22 protein-coding genes are annotated in these 26,104 nt (G+C 68.8%); 10 read left to right on the forward strand and 12 right to left on the reverse strand.

Annotated features, from left to right (window positions below; genetic code table 11):
* Positions 1-11 precede the first annotated feature (11 nt).
* A complete protein-coding gene (locus ASD79_RS17175) occupies positions 12-347 on the forward strand; it encodes an SMR family transporter (RefSeq protein WP_056723763.1) in 336 nt (111 codons plus the stop codon).
* A 38-nt stretch (positions 348-385) separates the two neighbouring features.
* Complete coding sequence (locus ASD79_RS24020) at positions 386-526, forward strand: hypothetical protein (protein ID WP_156400552.1); 141 nt, start codon at positions 386-388, stop codon at positions 524-526.
* Between the two features lie 19 nt (positions 527-545).
* On the opposite strand, the gene ASD79_RS17180 is transcribed toward ASD79_RS24020, so the two are convergent.
* Positions 546-854 carry a hypothetical protein gene (locus ASD79_RS17180; RefSeq protein WP_056723765.1) on the reverse strand — a complete coding sequence of 103 codons (309 nt, stop codon included), beginning with the start codon at positions 852-854 and terminating at the stop codon, positions 546-548.
* Between the two features lie 219 nt (positions 855-1,073).
* Here ASD79_RS17180 and ASD79_RS17185 point away from each other — a divergent pair, with 219 nt between their 5' ends.
* Together ASD79_RS17185 and ASD79_RS17190 are read left to right on the forward strand one after the other, a co-directional pair.
* Positions 1,074-1,757 carry a TetR/AcrR family transcriptional regulator gene (locus tag ASD79_RS17185; RefSeq protein ID WP_056723767.1) on the forward strand — a complete coding sequence of 228 codons (684 nt, stop codon included), beginning with the start codon at positions 1,074-1,076 and terminating at the stop codon, positions 1,755-1,757.
* 236 nt (positions 1,758-1,993) lie between these two features.
* Positions 1,994-3,835 carry a discoidin domain-containing protein gene (locus ASD79_RS17190; protein ID WP_056723768.1) on the forward strand — a complete coding sequence of 614 codons (1,842 nt, stop codon included), beginning with the start codon at positions 1,994-1,996 and terminating at the stop codon, positions 3,833-3,835.
* 169 nt (positions 3,836-4,004) lie between these two features.
* Here ASD79_RS17190 and ASD79_RS17195 read toward each other — a convergent pair whose 3' ends face one another.
* Entirely contained in the window at positions 4,005-5,348 is a 1,344-nt protein-coding gene (locus ASD79_RS17195) for an AAA-associated domain-containing protein (RefSeq protein WP_056723770.1), read from the reverse strand.
* Between the two features lie 11 nt (positions 5,349-5,359).
* Positions 5,360-7,120 carry an ABC transporter permease subunit gene (locus tag ASD79_RS17200; protein WP_056723773.1) on the reverse strand — a complete coding sequence of 587 codons (1,761 nt, stop codon included), beginning with the start codon at positions 7,118-7,120 and terminating at the stop codon, positions 5,360-5,362.
* A 141-nt stretch (positions 7,121-7,261) separates the two neighbouring features.
* Here ASD79_RS17200 and ASD79_RS24025 point away from each other — a divergent pair, with 141 nt between their 5' ends.
* Positions 7,262-7,477, forward strand: coding sequence for a hypothetical protein (locus ASD79_RS24025; RefSeq protein WP_156400553.1), 216 nt, complete (start codon positions 7,262-7,264; stop codon positions 7,475-7,477).
* Positions 7,478-7,627: 150 nt separating this feature from the next.
* On the opposite strand, the gene ASD79_RS17205 is transcribed toward ASD79_RS24025, so the two are convergent.
* Complete coding sequence (locus ASD79_RS17205) at positions 7,628-7,858, reverse strand: UvrB/UvrC motif-containing protein (RefSeq protein ID WP_056723775.1); 231 nt, start codon at positions 7,856-7,858, stop codon at positions 7,628-7,630.
* A 102-nt stretch (positions 7,859-7,960) separates the two neighbouring features.
* Between ASD79_RS17205 and ASD79_RS17210 the strand changes: the two genes are divergently transcribed.
* Positions 7,961-9,427, forward strand: a complete 1,467-nt coding sequence (locus ASD79_RS17210; RefSeq protein WP_056723778.1) for an MFS transporter — start codon at positions 7,961-7,963, stop codon at positions 9,425-9,427.
* Positions 9,428-9,536: 109 nt separating this feature from the next.
* Here ASD79_RS17210 and ASD79_RS17215 read toward each other — a convergent pair whose 3' ends face one another.
* From ASD79_RS17215 to ASD79_RS17225, 3 genes are all read right to left on the reverse strand, one after another.
* Complete coding sequence (locus tag ASD79_RS17215) at positions 9,537-10,598, reverse strand: Glu/Leu/Phe/Val dehydrogenase (RefSeq protein WP_056723780.1); 1,062 nt, start codon at positions 10,596-10,598, stop codon at positions 9,537-9,539.
* 106 nt (positions 10,599-10,704) lie between these two features.
* Positions 10,705-11,184, reverse strand: coding sequence for a DUF3429 domain-containing protein (locus ASD79_RS17220; protein WP_056723782.1), 480 nt, complete (start codon positions 11,182-11,184; stop codon positions 10,705-10,707).
* A 794-nt stretch (positions 11,185-11,978) separates the two neighbouring features.
* The gene (locus ASD79_RS17225) at positions 11,979-14,918 is read right to left on the reverse strand and encodes a peptidoglycan-binding protein (protein WP_235524492.1); all 2,940 of its coding nucleotides are present in this window, start codon (positions 14,916-14,918) and stop codon (positions 11,979-11,981) included.
* A gap of 296 nt (positions 14,919-15,214) precedes the next feature.
* Here ASD79_RS17225 and ASD79_RS17230 point away from each other — a divergent pair, with 296 nt between their 5' ends.
* Positions 15,215-15,427 carry a hypothetical protein gene (locus tag ASD79_RS17230; RefSeq protein WP_056723786.1) on the forward strand — a complete coding sequence of 71 codons (213 nt, stop codon included), beginning with the start codon at positions 15,215-15,217 and terminating at the stop codon, positions 15,425-15,427.
* Here ASD79_RS17230 and ASD79_RS17235 read toward each other — a convergent pair.
* Positions 15,387-17,060, reverse strand: a complete 1,674-nt coding sequence (locus ASD79_RS17235; RefSeq protein WP_056723788.1) for a bifunctional lysylphosphatidylglycerol flippase/synthetase MprF — start codon at positions 17,058-17,060, stop codon at positions 15,387-15,389. The genes ASD79_RS17230 and ASD79_RS17235 overlap by 41 nt on opposite strands.
* A gap of 203 nt (positions 17,061-17,263) precedes the next feature.
* On the opposite strand from ASD79_RS17235, the gene ASD79_RS17240 reads away from it, so the two are divergent.
* Genes ASD79_RS17240 through ASD79_RS17250 form a run of 3 tightly spaced genes read left to right on the forward strand, consistent with a single transcriptional unit; the run spans position 17,264 to position 20,235 of the window.
* Positions 17,264-18,469: an acyl-CoA dehydrogenase family protein gene (locus tag ASD79_RS17240; protein WP_056723790.1), complete on the forward strand. Its 1,206-nt coding sequence runs from the start codon at positions 17,264-17,266 to the stop codon at positions 18,467-18,469.
* 4 nt (positions 18,470-18,473) lie between these two features.
* On the forward strand, positions 18,474-19,100 hold the full coding sequence (locus tag ASD79_RS17245; protein ID WP_056723792.1) for a 2-hydroxychromene-2-carboxylate isomerase: 627 nt from the start codon (positions 18,474-18,476) through the stop codon (positions 19,098-19,100).
* Position 19,101: 1 nt separating this feature from the next.
* Complete coding sequence (locus tag ASD79_RS17250; protein ID WP_056723794.1) at positions 19,102-20,235, forward strand: acyl-CoA dehydrogenase family protein; 1,134 nt, start codon at positions 19,102-19,104, stop codon at positions 20,233-20,235.
* A gap of 143 nt (positions 20,236-20,378) precedes the next feature.
* On the opposite strand, the gene pyk is transcribed toward ASD79_RS17250, so the two are convergent.
* From pyk to edd, 4 genes are all read right to left on the reverse strand, one after another.
* Positions 20,379-21,809, reverse strand: a complete 1,431-nt coding sequence (gene pyk, locus ASD79_RS17255) for a pyruvate kinase (protein WP_056723796.1) — start codon at positions 21,807-21,809, stop codon at positions 20,379-20,381.
* Between the two features lie 243 nt (positions 21,810-22,052).
* Positions 22,053-23,069, reverse strand: coding sequence for a LacI family DNA-binding transcriptional regulator (locus tag ASD79_RS17260; RefSeq protein WP_056723798.1), 1,017 nt, complete (start codon positions 23,067-23,069; stop codon positions 22,053-22,055).
* A 221-nt stretch (positions 23,070-23,290) separates the two neighbouring features.
* Positions 23,291-24,280: a glucokinase gene (gene glk, locus ASD79_RS17265; protein ID WP_056723800.1), complete on the reverse strand. Its 990-nt coding sequence runs from the start codon at positions 24,278-24,280 to the stop codon at positions 23,291-23,293.
* A 12-nt stretch (positions 24,281-24,292) separates the two neighbouring features.
* Complete coding sequence (gene edd / locus ASD79_RS17270) at positions 24,293-26,104, reverse strand: phosphogluconate dehydratase (RefSeq protein ID WP_056723803.1); 1,812 nt, start codon at positions 26,102-26,104, stop codon at positions 24,293-24,295.

Below are 26,104 nucleotides of genomic sequence, written 5' to 3' on the forward strand. Positions count from 1 at the left end.
GCGGAACGCTCATGAACGCCTACGCCTGGCTCGCCCTCGCCATCGTCGCCGAGGTGATCGCCACCTCGGCCCTGAAGGCCGCCGAGGGCTTCACCCGGCCCCTGCCGTCGATCATCACCGCCGTCGGCTACGCGGTGGCGTTCTACGGCCTGTCCCAGACCCTGAAGTCGATGCCGGTGGGCCTGGCCTACGCCATCTGGTCGGGCGTGGGGATCGTGCTGGTCACCGCCATCGCCTGGGTGGTCTACAGGCAGCGCCTCGACCTGCCGGCCCTGGCGGGCATGGGCCTGATCATCGCCGGGGTGCTGGTGATCAACCTGTTCAGCAAGAGCGCGGCGGGGCACTAGCCTTCACGCGGCCGCCCCTCGGGGGAGGATCAACACCCTTGCGCCCCGCGCCATCCAGGCACACTGGCGCACAGGTCGACACCGACTGCGTTCACGTCTTCACCCTGCGGGACAGCAAGGTCAGCGACTTCCAGGAATACGCCGACAGCGCCCAGATCGCGGCGGGGTACCGGCGCTAAGCCGGGCGGATGGCCAGCTTCAGGTGATCTTCTTGGCGCTGGGCGGGTCGCTGGCGGGGAAGCTTTCCTCCAGGCTTTCGTCGATCAAGGCTTCCTGGCGGTCCTCGGCCTTGTCGAGATGCTCGGCCAGCTGGTCGGGCTTCTCGCCCTCGGGCAAAGGCTCGACCGCGCGGCTGGTCGGGGTGTCTTCGGTCTGGAAGGCCTCCTTGACGTCGGTCTCGGAGACGCGGTCCTCGGGATGGCCGGGCTGGCCCAGGTTCTGGGCCTGGGAGAAGTCGCCCAGCACGCCGGGTTGCGAGCCGTCTTGCGGCGCGGTTTGGTCAGCCATGGTGATGTCCTCGGAGTGGACCTGATCAACGGTTGGCGCGGGGGCCTGTTCCGAAGGTCGTCCGGCCGACGGCGGGGGCTCGTTCTTCCCGCCTGAAGGGCGCCGCTTTCGACACACGATCGGGAATGTGAGGGAAATCCTCCGCGTCCGCCCCATCTTGACGCTTGCGCCAAATTCGAACGGCCGTAAGACTTCCCCGCAGGTAAAGGGGATCCGTAAGTGAGTCCGAAGAGCGACGTCGCCGCCGCCAATCCAGCGCCCGAGCCCGATATCGAGGGCGTGGACAATGAAGCCGTCACCAAGAACCTGGTGTTCGTCGCCGCCGAGCGCCTGTTCGCGCTGCACGGCTTCCAGAACGTGTCGGTGCGCGACATCACCGCCGCGGCGGGGGTCAACCTGGCTTCGGTGAACTATCACTTCGGCTCCAAGGACGCCCTGCTCTACGAGATCTTCCGCCGGCGCACCGTCGAGCTGAACCGCGAGCGGGCCAAGAAGCTGCACGAGGCCACCGACCGCCATGACGGCTCGCCGCCGGTGCGCGAGATCCTGGCCGCCCTGCTGACCCCGCCGCTGAAGTGGTTGGCCCCCGACCACGAGCGGCGCATCTCGCTGCAGTTCCTGATCCGGGCCCGCAGCGAAGGCACCGACGAAATCCGCCAGGTGCTCAAGACCGACGTCACTCACCTGCGCCGCTTCTCCGACGCCCTGCTCAAGGCGCGCCCGGATCTGGCGCCGGAGGAGATCTACTGGCGGCTGCACTTCACCCTGGGCATGCTGCACAACAACCGCTTCGCCGAATTCGACCGTCTGAACGTGCTCTCGGAAGGCACCACCAGCGAAGCCGACGTCGAGAGCCTGTTGCAACGCATGCTGGCCTTCGCCGAGGCGGGGTTCGCGGCTTAAGGCCGAGACCTCGTCGCGATCCAGGACAACTCGCACCGCTGACGTTTTGAGGCGCTGACAATTCTCGACGCGGCGCGCGCGAGCACGTCCGAGTCTGACGCATACCTGGAACAAAATAGGAACAAGCGGCCTTGAAGGCTGGGCGACAGCCCGCCGCCGAGATCGTGAAAACCCGCCGTCGCAATTTTCCGCGACGGCGATCCAGAACCCGAATTGAACCTCCAAGGATTTTCCAAATGAATAGATCATCCCCTCTGCGCGGCCTGGCGCCGAAAAGCGCCAAGGTCGCCGCCGCGGCGCTGTGCCTGGCGATCTTGACGGCGCCGGCCGCGACATTCGCCGCCAACGCTCCGGGCGCCACGGTCGGCGCGATCCGCTGGGACGCCTGGGTGGGCGATCTGCCCACCGGCGCCGGTGGTCATGTCGGTCTGGAGGTCGAGCGCAATCTCGGCCTGAACCAGTTCCACGACCGCGTGCCGTTCTACGGCGTGGAGACCGGTACGGATTCCGTCAACGTCCGCCAACTGACCCAGGTCCAGATGGACGCCGACATCGCCTACGCCAAGCGCGCCGGCCTCAACTATTGGGCCTTCTGCTACTTCCCGGACAACGACGGCATGTCGACGGCCCGCAACCTCTACCAGTCGAGCACCCAGCGCGAGAACCTCAACTATACCTACGTCGTCAGCATGAGCTCGGTCCCAGCCGCGACCCTGGCGTCGGAGTTCAGCCTCGGCCACTTCCAGAAGGTGCTCAACGGCCGTCCGCTGCTCTATGTGATGATCAACAGCGGCGACACCACGGCCGACATGGCGACCTATGTGGCCGGCGTGAGATCGGCGGCGGCGACCGTGGGGGCGGCCAACCCCTACATCGTTCTGCTCTCGCCCTACGCCGCCACGGCGTCCAGCTACGCCACGGCCGCCGGCGCGGACGCCATCAGCACCTACGCCGACGGCGCGATCAACGGCGTGGCCTATTCGACGTTGATCTCGCAGAACGCCAGCACCTGGAACACCTTCAAGAATACCGGCAAGAAGGTGGTGCCCTCGGTGACCACGGGCTGGGACAATCGGCCACGGTCGCTCTATCCGCAGAGCTGGTGGGGCGGCGCCTCGGCACCCGCCAACGCCTGGGTCCAGAAGGCCACGCCGGCCGAGATCGGGACCAACCTGCAGAACGCCGTCAACTGGGTGCAGACCAACCAAACCACGGCCGACGCCAACACGGTGCTGATGTACGCCTGGAACGAGTTCGACGAGGGCGGCTGGATGACCCCCACTCTGCAGAGCGGCACGGACCGCGTCGACGCCGTCTCGGAGGTGCTGAAATATTCCAGCACCTCGAACTGGCCCGGCCAGACCGCCCACGGCGCGTTCGACGGCGATCCGAACACCAACTGGCAGGCCGGGCCGGGCACGAGCTACGCCGGCCAGTGGCTGGAGGTCGACTTCGGTCGGGACGCCATCTTCAGCCAGGCGACGATCAGCGAGTACGGCACACGGACGACGGGTTACCGGATCGAGTACCTGAACGGCTCGACCTGGAAAACCGCCTACACCGGAACCGGCATCGGCGCGTCGAGCACGGTGACCTTCCCGGCGGTGACCGGCCGCAAGGCCCGAATCTATTTCACCTCGGGAACCGACACCGCGATCATCTACGCGATGGCGCTCAACGCCACGCCGGTCAACGCAACGAACCTGGGGCTGAACCGCTCCTACGCCAGCTCGACCAACTGGGACGCCACCCAGACGGCCGACAAGGCTTTCGACGGCGATCCCAATACCAACTGGCAGGGTCGCGGCGCCACGGTGGCCAACACCTGGCTGGAGGCTGATTTCGGAGTCCGAAAGGCGTTCAACACCGTCACTATGACGGAATTCGGCGACCGCACCGGCGGCTACCGGATCGAATACTGGACCGGAACCGCCTGGGCGACCGCCTACACCGGCACGACCATCGGAACCAGCAGCACGGTGACCTTCCCCACGGTGATCGGCAGCAAGGTCCGGCTGTACTTCACGGCCGGCTCCCTGGCGCCGATTATCTATGAGATGACCGTCAGCCTGAACTAGGACCGGGTCCTGGCGCCGAGCCTTCGCCGAAAGGCGGAGGCTCGGTTGAGGCCGGGAGAACGAGGGTGGGGTGACGCGCCTCCATGGGAAACGATCTCGGCCTGGGACCGGAAAGTTCACCGCCGTATCGTCAGCCCCAGGGTGATCATCCGCGGCGCCCCCCGTGTCGTCAGTTGGGATCGTCGAGGGTGAACAGGTCGGCGCCCTCGTCATAGGCGAAGGCTTCAGCGTAGCGGGCCCAACTGGTCACCGCCTTCAACGTCTGCTCGGCGTAGTCGGGCGACATTGAGTCCTCCAGCTCGTCGCGGAACCGCGCGGCCGGCGCCTTGTGCGAGGCCCGCTCGTCCAGCACCCGCCGGACGTGGCCGGCCAGCGGCACATGGGCCAGCAGGTGCTGGGCGAACAGCTGCTTGCGCGTATCGACGTCGGCTTGCGCATAGCGCCTGGCCGCCGGCGTCAGGCGCAAGTCTCCGCCCTCCAGCTCGGCGAACCGCAGCAACTGCAGGGTCTCGGCGATGGGGAACAGCTCGTCGGCCTCGTATTGCAGCTCCTTGGCCAGGTCGGGCATGTGGGCCTGGCCGTCGAACGGCGCGCCGTCCACCGCCTCGATCAGCCCGGCCAGGGTGTTGGTCGAGACGCGGGGCAGCACCATGCCGACGCCCGTTCCGGGAAACAGCCCCTCGTTCTGGCGACCGCCCTGCGCCTGGCCCGGCTGGGTCATCTGGACGTAGATGCTCTCGACCAGGGCCCGGAACGCCGGGTCCAGGCGGTTGCGCGGTTGCGGCAGGTCGACCTTGACCGTGGACACCACCCGCCCCGGATTGGACGAGAACACCAGGATGCGGTCGCACATCAGCACCGCCTCCTCGATGTTGTGCGTCACCATCAGGATCGCCTTGATCGGCATCCGGCCCTCGCACCACAGGTCCAGCAGGTCGGTGCGCAAGGTCTCGGCGGTCAGCACGTCCAGGGCCGAGAACGGCTCATCCATCAGCAGGATCGAGGGATCGACCACCAGGGCGCGGGCCAGGCCGACACGCTGGCGCATGCCGCCCGACAGCTCCTTGGGATAGGCGTTCTCGAAGCCGTCCAGGCCGATCAGGTCGATGGCCGCCAGGGCCCGCCGCCGGCGCTCGTCGGGCTTGACGCGCTTGGCCTCCAGTCCGACCTCGACGTTCTGCAGCACGGTCAGCCAAGGGAACAGCGCGAAGCTCTGGAAGACCATGCTGACCGTGGTCGGCGGCTCGCCGGCACGGGACGGAAACACGATCTCGCCGGAGGTCGGGGTGATCAGGCCGGCGATCGACCGCAGCAGGGTCGACTTGCCCGAGCCCGACCGGCCCAGCAGGCCGACGATCTCGTTGTCGCGCAGGGTCAGGTCGACGTCGTCGAGCACCAGAAGATTGGCCCCGCCGGCCTTGCCGTACAGGTGGCGCACGTCGCGCACCTCGACCAGGACGTTGTCGTGGCCAAGGGCTTGAACGAGGGTTTGGATGGGGGTGAAACGAGTCATGGGAACGCTCCCTAAGCCAGACGGAGACGGCGCTCGGCGAACCGGTACATCGGCCGCCACAGGGCGCGGTTGAAGGCGATGACGAAGATCGACATCACGGCGACGCCCAGGGCGACGCGGGCGTAGTCGCCGGCGGCCGTGGCCCTGGCGATGAAGGCGCCCAGGCCGGCGGCCTCCAGGTGTTTGTCGCCCCAGGTGACGGCCTCGGCGACGATGCTGGCGTTCCACGACCCGCCCGAGGCCGTCAGGGCGCCGGTGACGTAGTAGGGGAAGATTCCGGGTATCCCGACCTGCCGCCACCACTGCCAGCCACGCATCTTGAAGATCCCGGCCGCCTCCTTGAGGTCGCCGGGAATGGCGCTGGCCCCAGCGATGACGTTGAACAGGATGTACCACTGGGTTCCCAGCACCATCAGCGGCGACAGCCAGACATTGGGGTCCAGCCGCCAGGCGACGATCGCCGCCACCGCGAACGGGAACATCACATTGGCCGGGAAGGCCGCCAGGAACTGGGCGATCGGCTGCAGGCGTTCGGCCCAGGCCGGACGCAGGCCGATCCACATGCCGATCGGGACCCAGACCACGGTCGCCAAGGCGATCAGCACCACCACCCGGACCAGGGTGGCCAGGCCCAGGCCGAAGGCCGTCAGCAGGTCGGTCAGCGCCAGGTGGGCGCTGAGGAACTCCCACAACACCCAGGCTCCGGCCAGGCCCAGGGCGACGACCAGGGCGACCCAGAGGCCGTCGAGGACCCGTCCGGTTCCGGCGGACAGTTCAAGCCGCGCGAACCTCGCCTTGGGGATCGTCGGCCAGTCGATGGCGGCCATGGCCGTGGCCGGCCAGGTCAGCGGGGCCGCCAGGGCGCGCAGCCAGCGGGTGCGGCGCACCAGGTCGTAGAGCCACGACCTGGGGCGCTCGCCCGAGGCGGTCTGCTCGAAGCGGAACTTGTCGGCCCAGGCCACGATCGGCCGGAACACCAACTGGTCGTAGAGCACGATGACCACCGCCATGGCGCCGACGCCGATGGCGACGGCCTTGATGTCCTGGCGAGCTATGGCCAGGGACAGCCAGGAGCCGATCCCGGGCAAGGTGACCGTGGTGTTCCCGACGGTAATCGCCTCCGACGCCACGACGAAGAACCAGCCGCCCGACATCGACATCATCACGTTCCACACCAGGCCGGGCGTGGCGAACGGCAGCTCCAGCCGCACGAACCGCCGCCAGGGCGAGAAGGCGAACTGCCGGCTGACTTCGTCCAGGTCGGACGGGATCGCGCGCAGCGACTGATAGAAGCTGAAGGCCATGTTCCAGGCCTGGCTGGTGAAGATGGCGAAGATCGCCGCGCACTCGACGCCAAGCTGGCGGCCGGGGAACAGGCCCATGAAGAAGGTGACGGTGAAGGTCAGGAAACCCAGCACCGGTACCGATTGCAGGATGTCGAGCGCCGGTACGATGACCAGCTCGGCCTTCCGGCTCTTGGCCGCCAGGGTCGCCACCGTGAAGGTGAAGACCAGCGAGGCGCCCAGCGCCAGGAACATCCGCAGCGTGGTGCGCAGGGCGTATTGCGGCAGGCGGACCGGGTCCAGCGTCACCGGCGTCGTGTGCAGCACGGCCAGGGACTGGCCCATGTCCTCGGCCCCGCGCACGATCAGGATCGCGGCGGCGGCGAGCAGCAGGAAAGCGATCAGGTCCGCCCAGGACGGGACGGTTCCGACGCGCAGGAAACGCGCGAACGGGCGCGCGGCCTTGGGGTCTCCGGACAGGAAAACCATGGGGCTCTACCTCGTGAATGGCCGCGAGCGGCCGTCACGGAGGGAGCCTGGAACCAGACCCTACCGGGACGCCTCTCGCGGCGTGTTGGATCGACTGTGACTGTCGCTGGGCATGGGTTCGGGGTTCCGTTGAGAGCCTTCATGCTGCGACGCAGCAGGAAGCTCGGCGGCGGAATGATCCTCGCCGCCGGACCTGTCAAGCTGTTTGTCGCGCGCCCCGGGGATTTCAAGATTCCCGGCGCGCTCAACCCTCCGCCGAATCACCCAACCGTGACGGAACGAAGCTCCCTGCGCTGGGTTATGCTGGCCTCATGGCGCGGCGGCGTGAAAACAACAAAAGCGGGAGGAACGTCATGATCAAGAGTTTCGAGCACCAGGCCCCATTGGACACGTCCCATATCCCCCACGCGGAGCCCAAGCCGCAGCACGGCCAGAAGCCGGACGCGGAATGCCTGAAGCCGCCCGAGAAGCGGTCGTTCGAACCGCGACCGGGACATTAGGGGGTTTCTACTTCACCCGCCGCCCGCCCTTCGAATAGCCCATCGTCATCGGGTCCGGCTCCCGGCGTTTCAGGTAGGAGGCCTGGGGCGCGTCGGCGCCCGGCTGTTCCATGATCCGGACGTCGCGGCGGATCAGCTCGATCTGGTCGCGCAGGGCGGCGGCGGTCTCGAAGTCCTCGGAGGCCACGGCCTGGGCCATCTCCTCCTCCAGTTCCGACAGGTGGGTTTCGGCGGACATGGCGAGCTCCCGAGCGCGACGGTGACCCGATGATAACGCCTGACGCCGCGATCGGCTCTCCAGACCTTGAGGCCGTGGAAAACCAGGCGTAAGCCCCTGCCCGTGTCCTCCGTTCAGTCCACAGTCCGGCAAGAGCCCCCCGTCGTCGGGACCCGCCTGATCTCCCTGGCCGTCGCCAGCGCCCTCCTGATGGAGTTCATCGACTCCACCGCCCTGTCGACCGCCCTGCCCACCCTGGCCCGCGCCTTCAGCGTCGATCCGATCCATCTCAAGCTGGCGCTCACCTCCTACATCCTGGCCCTGGCGGTGTTCACCCCGGCCAGCGGTTGGGCGGCGGAACGGTTCGGGGCGCGGCGGGTGTTCATGACCGCCATGGCCGTCTTCCTGGCCGGCTCGGCCCTGTGCGGCCTGTCGCGCAACCTCGAGGCCCTGGTCGCCTCGCGTATCCTGCAGGGGATCGGCGGAGCGATGATGACGCCGGTGGCGCGGCTGATCGTGGTCGGCTCGACGCCCAAGGAAAAACTGATCCGGGCCATGGGCTGGTTCACCATGCCCGCCCTGGTCGGCCCGCTGATCGGACCGCCTCTGGCCGGCCTGGTGCTCAGCGTCGCCGACTGGCCGTGGATCTTCTACCTGAACCTGCCGATCGGCCTGCTCGGCATGACGGCGGTGATGCGCTTCGTGCCCAGGGGCCAGCCGACCGACATGGGCCGGTTCGACACCCTGGGCTTCCTGCTATCGGCCGTGGCGATCAGCGGCCTGGTGGTGGTGGCCGAGACGGCGGGCCTGTCGCTCCTGCCCTCCTGGGCGCAGATGAGCGTCCTCGCCCTGGCCCTGGCCAGCGGCTGGCTCTACCTGCGCAAGGCCAAAACGACGCCCAAGCCGATCCTCGACCTGGGCCTGCTTCAATACCGCACTTTCCGCGCCAGCTTGCTGGGCGGAGCCTTCGTGCGGCTGGGGATCGGGGCCAGCCCGTTCCTGATGCCGCTGTTGCTGCAAGTGGCCCTGGGCTGGAGCCCGCTGAAGGCCAGCGTCGTGACCCTGGGAACCGGGGTCGGGGTGCTGATCGCCCGTCCCTTCGCCGCCGCCGGCCTCAAGCGCTTCGGCTTCCGCACCTCGCTGGCGGTGTTCGTCACCCTGACGGCCCTGCTGACCGCCGCTCCGGGCTTCTTCACCACCGGCACGCCGATGCTGTTGATGGCCGGGGTGCTGTTCTTCGGCGGCTTCGCGCGCTCGAACCAGTTCATCGCCGCCAACACCATCGCCTATGCCGACGTGCCGCAGGAGAAGGTGGCCGCCGCCTCGACCCTGAGCGCCGTGGCCCAGCAGGTGGGCCTGGCCCTGGGGGTCAGCTTCGGCGGGCTGATGCTGCACCTGGCGCGCGGCGGAGGGGCGCACCTGACGCCCGACCGCTTCACCTGGCCGTTCGTGGCGATCGGGCTGGTGACGCTGCTGGCCCTGCCGGTCTATCTGCGGCTGGACCGGGACGCGGGGTCGGAGATCAGCGGGCGGGTTCGCATTCCTCCCCCTCTGGGGGAGGTGTCGCCAAAGGCGACGGAGGGCGGATGAGGTGGCTCCGCGGGTAGGATTCGAACCCGCCGCGAACTTGCCGCCCCATCACACGCCCCCCACCGGTCGCTTCGCGACCGCCTCCCCCACAGGGGGAGGACCTTCGTGACTATCCCCGCGCCGCCGCGATCCGCGAGCGGGCGATCTCGTCGGCCACCAGGTTCGCCGGCCGCTTGTCGATCAGCGAGTGGTCGAGCACTTCGCCCAGGGTCTGGGCCAGGCGATCGAGCTTGGTCGCCACCCATTGCGGGTCGAACGCCGCGCCGGCCGCCAGGGCGCGGATCTCGCCGGCCACGTTGATGATGCCGCCGCCGTTGATCACATAGTCGGGCGCGTAGAGGATGCCGCGGTCGAACACCGCCTGGCCGATGGTGGCGTCGGCCAGCTGGTTGTTGGCCCCGCCGGCGATCACCTTGACCTTCAGGCGCGGCAGGGTGGTGGTCGAGATCGCGCCGCCCAGGGCGCAGGGGGCGAAGACGTCGGCGTCGACGTCGAAGATGGCGTCGGTCGGCACGATCTGGGCGCCGGTCCTGGCGGCCACTTCCGCCAGCGCCTGCTGGTTGACGTCGGCGATGATCAGCTGGGCGCCGGCGGCGTGCAGCTTCTCGGCCAGATAGGCGCCGACATGGCCGACGCCCTGGATGGCGACCTTCACGCCCTTCAGGTCGCGGTTCAGGGCCCGCTGGACGCACAGGCGCACGCCGCGGAACACGCCCTCGGCGGTGACCGGCGACGGGTCGCCCGAGGCGCTGGCGTGGCCTTCCAGGCCGGCGACGTAGCGGGTGGTCTTACGGGTGCTGACCAGGTCGGCGGGCGAAACGCCGACGTCCTCGGCGGTCCAATACTGGCCGTTCAGGCTGTCGACCGCGCGGCCGAAGGCTTCGAACAGGGCGGGGGTCTTCTGGCTGCGGGCGTCGCCGATGATCACGGCCTTGCCGCCGCCGAAGTCCAGGTCAGCCATGGCGTTCTTGTACGACATGCCGCGCGACAGCCGCAGGGCGTCGGTCACGGCCGCGTCGCTGCTGCTGTAGTCCCACATCCGGCAGCCGCCGGCCGCGGGCCCCCGGGCCGTGGAGTGGATGGCGATGATCGACTTGAGGCCGGTTTTTTCGTCAAAGAACGCGTGAACGCCTTCGTGTCCCTCGAAATCCGGGGAATCGAACAAGGTCATGCCGTCAGTCCTGCCTCAGCCAGAAAGTTTGCGCAGCGTGTACGCTTCCGGGCGGCGGGTCACAAGGGCCGAGACCGCGCGCCCATCGTGGCGCCGCCGCAAAACCTTACAGGTGCAGGGCCTGTTCCAGCGCGAAGGCCAGCGAAATGGCCGCGCCGGAGGTCAGCAGGGTGCGCAGGCGCGGGCGCCAGGCGGGCCCCTCGTGGTTGGTCACGTCCCACAGCCATTGCAGGATGAACACCAGCAGGAAGCCCGACAGCTGCCAGGCCGGCTCGAACTTCAGCCCGCCCAGCAGCAGGCCGAAACCGGCCAGGGGAAACAGCAGCGACAGACCCAAGGTCAGCCAGCGCGGGCTGGGATGCTCGATCTCGAGCCCACAGCGGATGCCGCCCAGATAGGACAGCATGGCGGTGGAATAGGCCAGCAGGCTGATCAGCGCGACCTGGCGCATGTCCATCGGCCCGTAACAGAACAGCGCCGAGCAGACGACGAAGGGCAGGAGCGTGGCCAGCCCGCATACCCAGACCGCCGGTGGGACCGGCACGCGGTCTTCGTGTGCGTGATTGGCCGCTGCTTCAAACGCCATGACAACTCCTTCGGAAGGCGGCCACCGGCCGCTTCTCCCGTTCCCCCCGGAAAGTGCGACTATTACCGACCCCAGCCCATAGGTCCACGGAGGATATTTGGCCACAGGGCGCATCCTTGGGATGTGGGAGTGTGAAAGCTCAGCCGTAGAGGCGGCAAGACGCGGTCGGCCCGGTCAGACGTGGCGACCTTCAAGCCTCGCGGTTTGCGCCACAACGGCAAGTGTTCACCAGAACCGACTTTCGGTTTGCCGCGACCTGAGGTCCGGTTTCGGGCATGTGACCGAGGTCCTCCCCCCTGCGGGGAGGGTGGCCCGCGTAGCGGGTCGGGTGGGGGTCCGGTGCAGGGCCGTTCGTTGCGGCGGTGAAGCCCCACCCACCAGCTTCGCTGGTCCCCCCTCCCCAAAATGGGGAGGGAAGGGCGACCGTCCGCGAGCCATCCTAGTCGGACGTCAGATCGAAGAGCCTGCCGCCGCCAACCACCACACCCGCGCTCGTGCTTCAGCGAGAGCTGAGCGTCCATCATCATAGATACCGCAGTCGGGACCGGCGGCGCCCCAAGCGTTCGATGCAGCGCTTTTTGACTGCTTTCGATAGGTCGTGAGGCCGTCGCTACGGCGGACCACAACAATGCGTTCTTTGCCGTCGGGCCGCTCAAAACTGCCAAGGATGTGTTCGTTGGGCACAGCTCAATCCTAGAAGCTCGGCCGTCCGACATCCACCCCGAACGAACTCTTGCCAAGTCCGCCTACAGCGCCGCGCTCTATCTGGCTAGATTCCGAAAGCCTGGAAGCCCCTAGCGCGAGAACGCCGACAGGCGGCTGAGGGTGTCGCCGTCCAGCGAACCGGTGGCCGAGAGCTCCTGGTCGCGCTGGTAGGCGGCGATGGCCATCTGCAGGGCCGGCGAGGTGACGCCGTCCTGGGGGCCCTGGTAGTAGCCGAGCTTGGACAGGGCGCGCTGGGCGGTGGCCAGGCTGGGGCTGGGCGCGGCCGCGCCCTGGAGCGAGGCGACCTGGGTCGGGGCGACATAGGCCTGCGAGCGGAAGCCGGTGGCCGAACGCTCGGCGATCCGCTGGCTTTCGGCGGTCATCTGGCCACGCAGGGCCATGGCCCGGGCGCGCGAGGCGTTGTCGCCGGACTTGGCGGCGATCAGGTACCACTTGTAGGCCTCGGACGGGTTCTGGCTGACGCCCCAACCGCCTTCATAGAGCTGGGCCAGGTTGAACTGGCTGTCGACCAGGCCGAGGTCGGCGGCCTTGCGGAACCAGCTGGCGGCCTTGGTCGAGTTCCGTTCGCCGCCTTCGCCCTTGTAGTAGTAGAGGGCCAGGTTGTGCATGGCGCGGGCTTCGCCGGCCGTGGCGGCGCGTTCGGTCCAGCGGCGGGCCTCGGGCAGGTCCTTCTTCACGCCGCCCTCACCGACCTCGTACATCTTGGCCAGGTAGAACTGGGCGCGCGGCAGGCCGAGGTTGGCGGCCTTGCGCAGGGGCTCCAGACCGGTGCGGTCCTTGGCCTCGATGCGGCGCACGCCGTCGTCGTAGAGGGCCTGGGCGTTCTCGGCGGACGGCGCGGCGACGGGCATCGTCTCGGCCAGGGCCGGGGTGACCTGCGACGTCAGGGCGACGGTGGCGCGCGGCGCGCCGGGGCTGGTGTCGGCTTCGGCGGAGCGGATCTCGCCGGTCGCCTTGTTGGCCGTGCCCTGGGCGACGCGCTCGGGAAGCGCGCCAGCGCCCTCGCCGGTACTGAGGATCATGCCAGCGCCAGCGACGCCGAGGAAAGCCGCCGCCCCCGAAACCATCAAAGCCGTCTTGATCGTCGACTTGTTCTTGGCCTTCTTCGCGGAGCCCTTGGCGCCGAAGCCGGCGAACAGCGAGGTTCCGGGCGCCTTCTTGGGCTTGTCCTTGCCCTTGGCCTCGCCGGCGGCGGCGGCCAGGCGGGCGGCGGCGCGAGCCTGTTCGATCACTTCACGGGTCGACAGCGGACGCGACGGCGCGGCCGGCGCCTCGGGCGCGGTGAAATCGGTGTCCAAGTCGGCTTCAGGTTCGAACGCGGTCGTGAACGCCGCTTCCGGCTCCAGCTCCGGTTCGAGCTCGGGTTCCGGCGTGGCGGCGGCCAGGCCAAAGCCGTCGGCGGCCTCGAAGTCCTCGTCGCCGAAATCGGGCTCGACGGGCGTGCTGGCCGGGAAGCTGGGCGCCAGAAACGCCGGGGCGTCGAAGGCGGCGGGCGCGGCGGTGCGGGCCGGGGTCGAGGCCATTGACGCGGTATGGGCCGGGATAAAGGCCGACGGCTGGTGGAAGACGTCCTCGGGAACGGCCTCGCCGCCGAACGAATAGCGCTCGCCGTCGAACGGCGACGCCGCGTAGTGCGGAGCCGGGGTCGGAGCCGGCGCGGCCTGTTCGGCCAGGCGGCGCTGGGCTTCGCCGAGCTTGGTGTCGATCTTCTCGCGAGCTTCTTCCAGCAGGCGCGCGGTGCGCTCCTCGCTCTGGCGAATGCGGTCGACCAGTTCCTGCGAGGTGCGCTCGTGGCGCTGGTTCAAGCGATCGGTGACGCGGGTGACCTGGTCGCCGACGTCGTCGATGGCCAGGGCGTTGCGGCGCTCGGCGTTGCTGATCCGCTCGGCCAGCTTCTCGGTGATGCGGGCGATCTCGGTCCCGAGCTTTTCCAGGGCCTGGGCCTGGACGCTGTCGGCGCGGTGCAGCTTCTGCTCGACGGCCGTGGCGATGCGGGCCACTTCGCCGCCGACCTGCTCGATGGCGGCGCTGTTGCGGGCTTCCGAGGTCTGGACGCGGCGGTTCAGGGCGTCGGCCATGCCGACCACCTCGCGACCCATGCGCTCGATGGCCTGGGCCGAGCGCTGCTCGGCGGCCTGCACGTGGGCGGTCATCTCGCCCAGCTTGTGCTCCATGCGGTCGAAGCGGCCGTCGGCGGACTGGCGCAGCTTGGCGGCCATCTCCAGGCGGGCGGCTTCCATGCGCTGGGTCAGGCCGTTCGACAGGTCGTCCAGACGCTTCTGGACGCCCTCGCCGACGTCGCGGCCCTCGACGGTCTGCAGACGGCCGTCCAGGGCGGTGAACGAGGCGCCCAAGGCTTGCAAGGCTTCGGCGGTGCGGGCCTCGGCGGCTTCCAGGCGTTGACCCAGGCGGGCCACGACTTCGTCGACCAGGGCCACGGGATCGCCGCCGACCAGGCCGGCCTGGTTGTCGAGACGGTTTTCGAGGTGGGCGATGGTCTCGCGGGTGCGGGCCTCGCCCTCATAGAGGTGGCCGGCGACCTTGCCCAAGGCGCCTTCCAGCGCGCGGAGCGCCTCGGCCGAGCGCGGGCCGACGGCTTCGGCCTCCATGCGGCGCAGGCGTTCGGCGTTGCGGGTCTGGTCGGTCTTGATCTCGTCGACCGCGCCTTCGAAGCGGGCGGCGACGGCGATCTGCTCGCGTTCGGCCGAGGCCAGGCGTTGCAGGGCGCCGCGCACCGACTCGTCGATGCCGGAAATGGCCTGGGCCGAGCGGGTCTCGGCGGCCTCGATGCGGTGGGTCAGGCGGTCCAGCGCGATGGCCACGCGGCCGACCTCGTCGGCGGGATGCTCGGGCGCCTCGATGCGGGCCGGGGCGTCGCCGCGGTTGGTCTCGTAATAGGGCTTGTTGGCGGGTGTGGCGCGACCGGCGTTGGCGAAGGCTTCCAGGGTCACCGCGTCGGGTCCCTCGCCGTCGATGATCATCCGATTCAGCCACTCGCCCAGGGTCATGCCGGAGCGACGCGCGAGGTCCTTAGCGACCTCTCGTGCCTTGGGGTCTATCCCCTTTACGCTCCATGGCGCCGCGGCCGTCATCGAATCGATCTCCCAACACCTGGGGACCAACGCTAGACACCGATTCCTAGCGTGTAAACGCGACCAAAACCGCTATATGTTGCGTTTGGCCAAACTTAACTGTGGATGGTTAACAGGCGCACCTTCCAACATATGTACCTAAGATTCGGCTGAACGTGGTTAACGGCCGTTAACCATTTACACGGCCGATTGTCGCAGGCCATGAGGGGCCAATGGACCTGACCAGCACGATCGCCGCCGCCCTGATCGCCCTCGCCCTGACCGTGTTCTGCGGCTGGCGCGGGGCCCGTCCGATCAATGTTCTAAAGGGTCCACGCATGGTTCCGTGGCGGGTGTTGATGCTGGGCGGCGCCGTCGTCACCCTGCTGATGACGGCCCATTTGCTCAATCTGCTGGGGATGAAGACGGGCGACCCGCGCTACTAGGTCGCGGCCTTTTGGTCAGTCCCGACACGCCGCCCGACGATAGCAGGCCGATGTCGGCGAGCAGAAAAGGGATCGCCCACTTGTGAGGCGCGGCAATGTAACGCGGCTGCCAGACCGGATCGTACTTGTCCTTGTAGCGCCGGACACCCTGGAAATTGTAGATTTCCTCGCCGCGCTCATACAGCAGCCGTCCCACCCGCGACATGATCGGGGCCAGGGGGCGGTCCTCCAGGCCGGCCAGCGGCGCGACGCCGAATTCGAAGGCGTGATAGCCCTGCGCCTTGCCCCAGCCCAGCAACTCGACGAACAGGTAGTCCATGACGTTCTTGGGTGCATTGTCGGAATAGCGCATCAGGTCCATGGAGAACGACACCTTGCCCGCCGTGGTCCACAGGGTGGCGAAGGCGACGATCCGGCCCTCGACCCGCACCAGGGCGATCGGGAACTCGGCGACGTAGCGCGGGTCGAAGCCGCCCATCGAGAACGCCTTCTCGCCGCCGGCATGGTGCGACAGCCAGGCGTCGGAGATGGTCTTCAGTTCGTCCATCACCGCGGCGGCCCCACCGGCCGGCAGCACTTCGAAGGCCGCCCCGCCCTCCCCGGCCTTGCGCCAGTTGCGGCGCAGCACCTCGCGGCGACGGCCGGCCAGGGAAAAGGCCTCCAGCGGCACGGCGGCGCTCTCGCCGGTCTTCTGGATGGCCAGGCCCAGGTCGACGCTGTCTGGCAGGTCGGCCGGACCCAGGGCGTAGAAGCCGGCGCGGGCCGCGTGGGCGTCGGCCAGTTCGCGGAACCGCCAGAACAGCTCCATGCGCTCGTCGTCGCGGCCCACGGGCGGGCCCATGGCGATCCAAGAGCGGCCGCGCACCCCGAACATCAGGAAGCTCTCGCCCGAGGCCGAGAACAGGAAGCGCTTGTCGCCCAGCAGAGCCAGGTTGGACGGCGGCTCGGCGGCCTCGGCCTTGGCCAGGATGGCGCGGACCCTGTCAAACTCAGGATCGGTGTCATCGACAACGGACGGCGTGGCCGGGGTGGCGATCAGCCGCCAGACGCCGATGGCCATCAGGGTGATGGCGGCAGCGGCCGACGAGCGGATGGCCCGGGCCACGTCCTTGTCGCCGATCATCTTCATCACCGACTGGTCGGCGTATTCGGTGTGGCGGAACGTCCACCAGCCGCACAGCGCCACCCCGCCCAGGGCCATGGCCGCCGACAGCAGCCAGCCGGGGGTGATCTCCATGCGCGACAGGGCCGCCGTGCGGGGGAAGGCTTCGTGGAACGGCAGGATGGCCAGCAGGATGGCGGTCAGGATGACCGTCTCCTCCCAGTTCAGGCCCTTGAACAAGGCCAGAACCGCGCCGGCCGCCAGGGTGACCAGCGCCGCCCACCAGGCCGCGTCGAGGCGCGAACGCAGGCCGAACGCCAGCAGCACCAGCACCAGGCCCAGGATCGACGAGAGGAAGTGGCTGATCTCGATCAGCGGCCCGGGAGCGACCGCCACCCAGAGGGCGAAACGGGTCGGTTCGGAGGGCGTGGCGCCGGAGGCCAGCAGCAGGATGCCCGCGCCGGCCGCCAGGATGGCCGCCAGGGTCGGCGCGACGGCCAGGGCGGCGGGTCTCAGTTCAGGCGCGGACATCAAGACCTCTGATCGGCGAATCCCCGGCGGGACACGTCATCGGCGTCTTCTATACCGCGCCTTGCCAAGGTTGGTCGCCCATCGCGTGATAAACGGATGTTTGAATCTCGACTTGCTCCCGGCGTTTCCTGGCGTAGTCTGCGCGCCGACGACGCGGGAGAGCGTCGCGACGACAAGACGAACCAGATTTGGGGAGAACGGCCATGGCGGATTTCGGCGGCGGCGAACTGGAGACCTTCCGCGCCGAGACGCGCGCCTGGCTGGAGGCTAACTATCCCCCATCGCTGAGCGCCCCGATGGGCGAGGACGACGCGCCCTGGGGCGGCCGCAAGTTCGCGTGGAAGAACCCCGACGCCAAGCTGTGGCTGGACCGCATGGCCGAACGCGGCTGGACCGCCCCGATGTGGCCCCGCGAATACGGCGGCGGCGGCCTGTCCAAGGCCCAGAACAAGGTGCTCGACCAGGAACTGCGCCGCATTAAAGCACGACCCGCCCTGATGAGCTTCGGCGTCTGGATGCTGGGCCCGGTGCTGCTGGAATACGCCACCGAAGAACAGAAACAGCGCTTCCTGCCACAGATCGTCCGCGGCGAGATCCGCTGGTGCCAGGGCTATAGCGAGCCGGGCGCCGGCTCCGACCTAGCCTCCCTCCAAACCAAGTGCGAAGACAAGGGCGATCACTGGCTGATCAACGGCCAGAAGGTGTGGACCAGCTACGCCGACCAGGCCGACTGGATCTTCTGCCTGGTGCGCACCGACACCACCAAGAAGCACGAGGGTATCTCGTTCGTGCTGTTCGACATGACCTCGCCCGGCGTCGAGGCCCGGCCGATCAAGCTGATCAGCGGCAGCTCGCCGTTCTGCGAGACCTTCTTCGACAATGTGAAGGTTCCGAAGGAACAGCTGGTGGGCAAGGTCAACGGCGGCTGGGACATCGCCAAGCGCCTGCTACAGTACGAGCGCCAGAACATCTCGGCCTCGGGCTTTGGCGGCGGCGGCGGGCTGGACCTGGTCGACGTGGCCAAGAAAGAGGTCGGGGTCGACGCGTCCGGCAAACTGCTGGACGGCGACCTGCGCGGCCGCATCGCCCACCACCGCATGGACGGCCACGCCTTCATGCTGACCGTGCGCCGCGCCGAGCAGGAGTCCAAGACCGGCAGCGGCCCCAGCGCCGCCGTCTCGATCATCAAGTACGCGGCCGCCAAGATGAACCAGGACCGCTATGAGCTGATGGTCGAGGCCATGGGCCTGCAAGGCCTGGGCTGGGAGGGCGAAGGCTTCAGCCAGGACGAACTGAACGTCACCCGCGGCATGCTGCGCTCGAAGGGCAATTCGATCGAGGGCGGCACCAGCGAGGTCAACCTCAACGTCGTCGCCAAGCGGGTGCTTGGGCTGCTGGACCATCAGTAGTCCGATGATCGAGTTCTGGTACGAGTTCGGCTCCACCTACAGCTATCCCGCCGCCATGCGCGTCGAGCGGCTGGCCCAGCAGGCGGGCGTCGCCGTGGCGTGGCGACCGTTCCTGCTGGGACCGCTGATGCATGACCAGCAGGGACTGAACGACAGCCCGTTCAACGCCTTCCCCGTCAAGGGCGACTACATGTGGCGCGACCTGCGGCGGGTCTGCGACCAGGAGGGCCTGGCCCTGGTCCATCCCAGCCAGTTTCCGCGCAACGGGCTTCTCGCCGCGCGCGTGGCCATCGTCGGGTTGGACCAAGGCTGGACCCCGGCCTTCAGCCGCACGGTCTACCAGGCCAATTTCGTCGACGACCGCGACATCTCGAAGGCCGAGGTGCTGGCCCCGCTGATCGCCGCCGTGGGGGCCGATCCCGACCAGGTGCTGGCCGCCGCCAACAGCGATCCGGTCAAGGCCCTCCTGAAGGACCACGTCCGCCAGGCCCGGGAGCGCGGCCTGTTCGGCGCGCCCAGCTTCGTCACCGCCGACGGCGAGCTGTTCTGGGGCAACGACCGTCTCGAAACCGCCCTCGCCTGGGCCGTCCGCCATCAAGACCTTGAACATGCCAATGGGGAGCAAGCCTGACATGGCCGTCCTGACCGAAGAACAGACCATGCTGCGCGACGCCGCCAAAGGCTGGACGCAGGACAGCGCCCCAGTCGCCGCCCTGCGCAAGCTGCGCGATGGCGGCACCAAGGCCAGCTTCGACGCCGCGACCTGGAGCGAGATGGGCGCCATGGGCTGGGCCGGGGTAATCGTCCCCGAGGCGCATGACGGCTCGGCCTTCGGCTATCTGGGCCTGGGGCTGATCCTGGAGGAGACCGGCCGCAATCTGGTGGCCTCGCCCCTGCTCTCCACCGCGATGATCGCCGCCAGCGCCCTGACCCTGGGCGGCTCCGACGCCCAGCAGGCCGCCTGGCTGCCGAAGATCGCCACCGGCGAGGCGGTTGGAACCCTGGCCATCGACGAGGGCTCGCACCACGCGCCGCTGGCCACCGCCCTGTCGGCGACCAAGTCGGGCGGCGGCTTCGTGTTGAACGGGACCAAGACCTTCGTCATCGACGGCGAGGCCGCCGACCTGCTGATCGTCGTCGCCCGCACCTCGGGCGCGCCGGGCGACAGCGACGGGATCACCCTGTTCCTGGTTCCCGGCGACGCGGCGGGCGTGACCCGCGCGCACCTGTCGCTGGCCGACAGCCGTGGCGCGGCCCGCATCGCCTTCGACAGCGTCACGGTCGGCGCCGACGCGGTGCTGGGCGAGGTCGACAAGGGCTGGACGATCCTCGAGCCGGTGCTGGACCGCGCCTATGCGGGCCTGGCCGCCGAGATGCTGGGCACGGCCACGGCCGCCTTCGAGATCACCCTGGACTATCTGAAGACCCGCACCCAGTTCGGCCAGGTGATCGGAACCTTCCAGGCTCTGCAGCACCGCGCCGCCAAGCTGTTCACCGACCTGGAGACCACCCGCTCCTGCGTCGAGGCCGCACTGGAAGCGGCCGACGCGGGCGGAGACACCCGTCTGCTGGCCTCCCTGGCCAAGGCCAAGGCCAGCGAGGTGCTGCACCTGGCCTCCAACGAGATGGTCCAGATGCACGGCGGCATCGGCATGACCGACGAGCACGACTCCGGCCTCTATATGAAGCGGGCCCGCGTCGCCGAGGCCCTGTTCGGCAGCGCGTCGTTCCACCGCGACCGCTACGCGCGGCTGTCGGGGTTTTAATTAGGGTCCCGTCCCTCCCCTTTACGGGGAGGGTGGCGGCGAAGCCGACGGGTGGGGTTCGGTGCAGGGAGTCGTTGCGGCGGCTCCCCCACCCGACCCCTTCGGGGCCACCCTCCCCGCAAGGGGGAGGGACAGCATATCGATCAACGCTTCCGCGTCGGGAACGGCGCGTGGGCCAGGCGCAGCAGGTTGGCCGCGCCGGGGGCGCCGAACGGGGTGCCGGCGACGATCAGGACACGCTCTCCCGGTCCGACCAGACCCAGTTCCGCGGCCTTGGCCACGGCGTCGGTGGTGACGACCTCCAGGCTGTCGGGCTGGGCCGAGACGCGGGCTTCCACGCCCCAGACCAGGCACATGCGACGCACCGCGTCGATCTGCGGCGACAGGGCCAGCACCGGTTGCAAGGGCCGCTCGCGCGCCAGGCGGCGGGCGGTGGCGCCGGTGGTGGTGAAGGCCACCAGGCACTTGGTCGAGCCGGCCTTGGCGGCCTGAGCGGCGGCCACCACCAGGACGTCGGCGTCCTCGTCATCGTGCGGCTGTTCGGCCTGCATCAGCTCGGGCCAGCGCGGGTCGCGTTCCACCCGTTCGATGATGCGGTTCATCATCGCCACGGATTCCTCCGGATAGTCGCCGGCCGCGGACTCGGCCGACAGCATCACCGCGTCGGCGCCCTCATAGACGGCGTTGGCGACGTCGGAGGCCTCGGCCCGGGTCGGAGTGGGCGAGCTGGTCATCGATTCCAGCATCTGGGTGGCGACGATCACCGGGATGCCGCGTTCGCGGGCGGCGCGCAGGATGACCTTCTGGGCCACCGGCACCTCCTCGGGGGCCATCTCGACGCCCAGGTCGCCGCGCGCCACCATCACCCCGTCGCAGAGGTCCATGATCGCGCCCAGGCATTCCAGGGCCTGGGGCTTCTCGATCTTGGCCAGCACGGCGGCGCGGCCTTCGACGATGCGGCGCAGTTCGGCCATGTCCTCGGGCGCCTGCACGAACGACAGGGCGATCCAGTCGACGCCCAGGCGCAGGGCGAAGGCCAGGTCCTCGCGGTCCTTCGGCGTCAGGGGCGACATCGGGATGACCACGTCGGGCACCGCCACGCCCTTGCGCTCCGACAGCTTGCCGCCATTGACCACCTTGGTGTTGGCGTAGCCCGGACCGGCGTCGGTGACCGTCATCCGCAGCTTGCCGTCGTCCAGCAGCAGCGTCGCGCCGGGGCGCATGGCCACCAGGATTTCAGGATGCGGAAGATGCACGCGGGTCTCGTCGCCGGGCGTCGGGTCGCTGTCGAAGCGGAACGCCTGGCCGGCCTTCAGCGTCACCGGGCCGTCGGCGAACTTGCCGACGCGCAGCTTGGGGCCTTGCAGGTCGGCCAGGATGCCCAGCGGCCGGCCCACCACCGCCTCGGCGTCGCGGATGGCCTTGTAGGACGCGGCGTGGTTGTCGTGGCTGCCGTGGCTGAAGTTCAGGCGGAAGACGTCGGCTCCGGCCTTGGCCAGGGTAATGATCATCTCCGGCGAGCTGCTGGCCGGGCCGATGGTGGCGACAATGCGGGAGCGGCGCGCGCGGATCATGAACCTGCTCCGGAGAGGCTGGAAGTTGCTGCAACGCGGCAAGAAATGATGCGTTGCGGAAAGAATTTGCTTCGGGCGAACATCATTCTCGAATTTCGCGCCTGACAACGTTGTCTAGCGTTCCGGGTCCGGATTCGCATCGCTGACTTAGCGTCAACCACCAAGCCTTTCCACCTCGAAAGAAATATTCGAGTTCAGCGGGACCGCGCGACCCTGAGCTCCGGCCGCCCAGCCCGCGTCTTTCTAGCGGACCGGCCCGGTCGACTCGCGCACCACGAGCTCGAAGTCCAGCAGGCGCGACGGCGGAGCCTCGCCCTCCCCTCGCTTGGTTCCGCCCAGCAGCAGGTCGGCGGCGGCGGCGGCCATGGCCTGGATCGGCTGGCGCACGGTGGTCAGTTGCGGCCAGACCACCTTGGCGCCGGGCGTGTCGTCGAAGCCGGCCACCGACAGGGTCTCGGGCACGTTGAGACGCAGGCGGTTGGCCACGGCCATCACGCCTAGCGCCATGTCGTCGTTGGAGGCGAAAATCGCGGTGGGCCGGTCGTCGCCCGCCAGCAGCCGCTCGGCCGCCTCGAAGCCGGATCGGAACGAGAAATAGCCCTGCTCGACATGGCTCTCCCGCACCGCATGGCCATGCACGGTCATCGCCTGTGCATAGCCCTCGTAGCGCAGGTGCGAGGCGCCGTGGTCGGGGTGACCCTTGATGAAGCCGATGTCGGTGTGGCCCAGGGCGATCAGGTGGGCGGTCATCTCGTAGGCGGCCCGCACGTCGTCCATGCGCACATGGGCCGAGCGGTCGAGGTCCTGGTCGGGCGACAGGCGCACATAGGGCACACCTTCGGCCTCGAGCACCGCCAGCACCGTGGGATTGTCGCAGACCGGCGGGGTCAGGATCACCCCGTCCATGCGCAGGGTCGAGAGCATCGGCTCGATCTGGGCGGCGACGTCGCCCTCGGAATCGATCGGCTCGACGATCAGGTGGTAGCCCTCCTCGCGGCAGCGGGCGATCGCGCCCAGCTGCACGTCGGTGACATAGGCGGGGCTGGGGTTGTCGAAGAACACGCCGATCAGATAGGCCTTCGAGCCCGCCAGGCTGCGGGCCGAGATGTTGGGCCGGTAGTTCAGGGCGGCCACGGCCTCCTGCACCCGCGTTCGGGTATCGGTCTTGACGTTGGGTTCGCGGTTCAGCACCCGCGACACGGTCTTGATCGAAACACCCGACAGGCGGGCGACCTCATGGATCGTAACCTTGGAACTCAAGACCGGCCTCGCGAAGCGTCGGAAAATCGACAAGCCACGCAATAAGCCATGACAGCCTTGTCAAGGCGAGCCCAGTTTTGCGGAAAGGGGCTGGAACGCCCTGCGTCCTTCGAGGCCCGCTGCACGGGCGCCTCAGGAAGAGGAACTCAGCAGCAAACCACTTGCCTCATCCTGAGGTGCGAGCCGCAGGCGAAGCCTCGAAGGACGCAGGGCGTCAAAGCCTAGGAAACCGCCGCGCGACCGTCCGGAGTCATCGCCACGGCCGCGCCGATCAGGGCGGTGTGCGGGTTCATCACCACGTGGGTGGGGATGGCCTTGGTGTAATCGCTGAGTCGGCCCTTGGCCTCGAACCGGGCGCGGAACGGCCCCTGGTCCAGCAGGTCGACGATGCGCGGCGCGATGCCGCCGGCGATGAACACCCCGCCCCGCGCGCCCAGCGCCAGGGCCAGGTCGCCGGCCGAGGAACCAAGGATGCCGCAGAAGCGGTCGATGGTGGCCTTGCAGCAACTGTCGCCGGCCACGCCGTGCTCGGTGATCTGCTTGGCGGTCAGTTCCTCGACCTGGCGGCCCTCGACCGCGCCAAGGATGACATGCAGGTCTTCCATGCCAGGACCCGACAGCAGGCGCTCGATCGAGCAGCGACCGAAGCGTTTGATCAGTACCCGGAGGATCTCGACCTCGGTGTCGTCGGTGGGCGCGAAGGCGATATGGCCGCCCTCGGTGGTCAGCGGCGTCTCGACGCCGTGCCGGCGCACCATGCCGGCCGCGCCGAAGCCGGTGCCAGGGCCGAGGATCGCCAGGTCGCCCTCGCCCGAGGTCGGCAACGGGCCGATCTGGCGCAGGTCCTTGGGCGCCAGGCGTGGGGCGGCCAGGGCCTGGGCGGTGAAGTCGTTGATCAACTTGGCCGAGCGGAAGCCGCCGGCCCGGCGCAGGCTGTCCTCCGACAGCTTCCAGTCGCTGTTGGTGAAGTGCACCGTGCCGTGCTCGATCGGGCCGGCCACCGCCACCACCGCGTGCTCGGCGTGCTTGAGGCCCATCTTGGCCAGGTAGTGCTCGATGGCGTCCTCGGCCGTGTCGTAGTCCTCGCCCTTGTACGAGGTCGGCTCGATCAGCTGGGGATCGGCGCCGTCGAAATCGACCAGGGCGAAGCGCGCGTTGGTGCCGCCGATGTCGCCGACCAGGCCAAGTCCGATGGAGTTCAAGCCGCTCATATCCGTCTCTTCCTAAGCAAACAGCACGGAAGCGCCGTGGTCGGACGCGCCGACCCCCGAACGCAACAGGCCGAAGAGTTCCCGCCCATAGCCCGGCTTGGACGCCGGGACTTTCGCCGGCGTTCGGGCGCGCAAGGTCGCCTCGTCAACCAGGATTTTCAGTTCGCCCGTGTGGGCGTTGAGAGAAATGACGTCGCCATCCTGAACATAGGCCAGAGCGCCGCCCTTGGCCGCTTCCGGGGTCAGGTGGATGGCCGCCGGGGTCTTGCCCGAGGCGCCCGACATCCGGCCGTCGGTGACCAGGGCCACCTTGAAGCCGCGGTCCAGCAGCACCGAGATCGACGGCGACAGGTTGTGCAGTTCGGGCATGCCGTTGGCCGACGGGCCCTGGAAGCGCACCACCACTACCACGTCGCGGTCCAGCTCGCCGCGCTTGAAGGCGGCGATGAAGTCTTCCTGTTCCTGGAACACGGCGGCCGGAGCGGTGATCACCTGGTGCTCGGGCTTCACGGCCGAGACCTTGATCACGCCGCGCCCGAGGTTGCCGGTCAGCAGGCGCAGACCGCCTTCGGGGCTGAACGGGTCGGAGACCGGGCGCAGGACGGCGAGGTCCAGCGAGTCCTCGGCCCCGTCGCGCCAGACCAGCTCGCCGTCGACCAGGATCGGCTCCTGGGTGTAGCGCGACAGGCCGGGGCCGGCCACGGTCAGCACGTCCTCGTGGGCCAGGCCGGCCTTCAGCAGTTCGCGGACCACGAAGTGGATGCCGCCGGCGGCATGGAAGTGGTTCACGTCGGCCGAGCCGTTCGGATAGACCTTGGCCAGCAGTGGCGTGGCCTTGGAGATGTCGTCCATGTCCTCGAGGGTCAGGATGACGCCCGCCGCGTGGGCCATGGCCACGATGTGCAGGGCCAGGTTGGTCGAGCCGCCGGTGGCCATTAGGCCAACCACGCCGTTGACCACGGCCTTCTCGTCGATCACCCGGCCGACCGGGATCCAGTCATTGCCCTTGTGGGTGATGGCCGCGACGCGCTTGGCGGCTTCCTTGACCAGCGCCGTGCGCAGCGGGGTGTTGGGATGCACGAAGGCCGAGCCCGGCAGGTGCAGGCCCATCAGCTCCATCAGCATCTGGTTGGTGTTGGCCGTGCCGTAGAAGGTGCAGGTGCCGGGGCCATGATAGGAGGCGCTCTCGGCGGCCAGCAGTTCCTCGCGGCCGACCTTGCCCTCGGCGTAGAGGGCACGGATGCGGGCCTTTTCGGAATTGGGCAGGCCCGAGGTCATCGGCCCGGCCGGCACGAACATCGCCGGCAGGTGGCTGAAGGCCAGGGCGCCGATCAGCAGGCCCGGGACGATCTTGTCGCAGACGCCCAGATACAGCGCGCCGTCGAAGGCGTCGTGGGTCAAGGCGATGCCGGTGGCCATGGCAATGACGTCGCGCGAAAACAGCGACAGCTCCATGCCCGGGCGGCCCTGGGTGACACCGTCGCACATGGCCGGCACCCCGCCGGCGAACTGGGCGGTGGCCCCGACCTCGCGCGCGGCGTCCTTGATCAGCGCCGGGTACTCTTCCAGCGGCTGGTGGGCCGACAGCATGTCGTTATAGGCCGAGACGATGCCCAGGTTGGGGGCGTTGGGGTCGAGGGCGCGGACCTTGTCGACGCCCGGCGAGGCGGCGAAGGCATGGGCCCAGTTGGCGCAGCTGAGCTTGGCGCGACCCGGCTGGGCGGCGGCGGCGGCGTCGAGATTGGCCAGGTAGGCGGCGCGCGCGTCGCGGCTGCGCGCGATGATCCGGGCCGTGACTTCAGCGATGACAGGATTCAGGGCCAT

It is taken from the genome of Caulobacter sp. Root655 (assembly GCF_001427665.1).
In the GTDB taxonomy this organism is placed as follows: domain Bacteria; phylum Pseudomonadota; class Alphaproteobacteria; order Caulobacterales; family Caulobacteraceae; genus Caulobacter.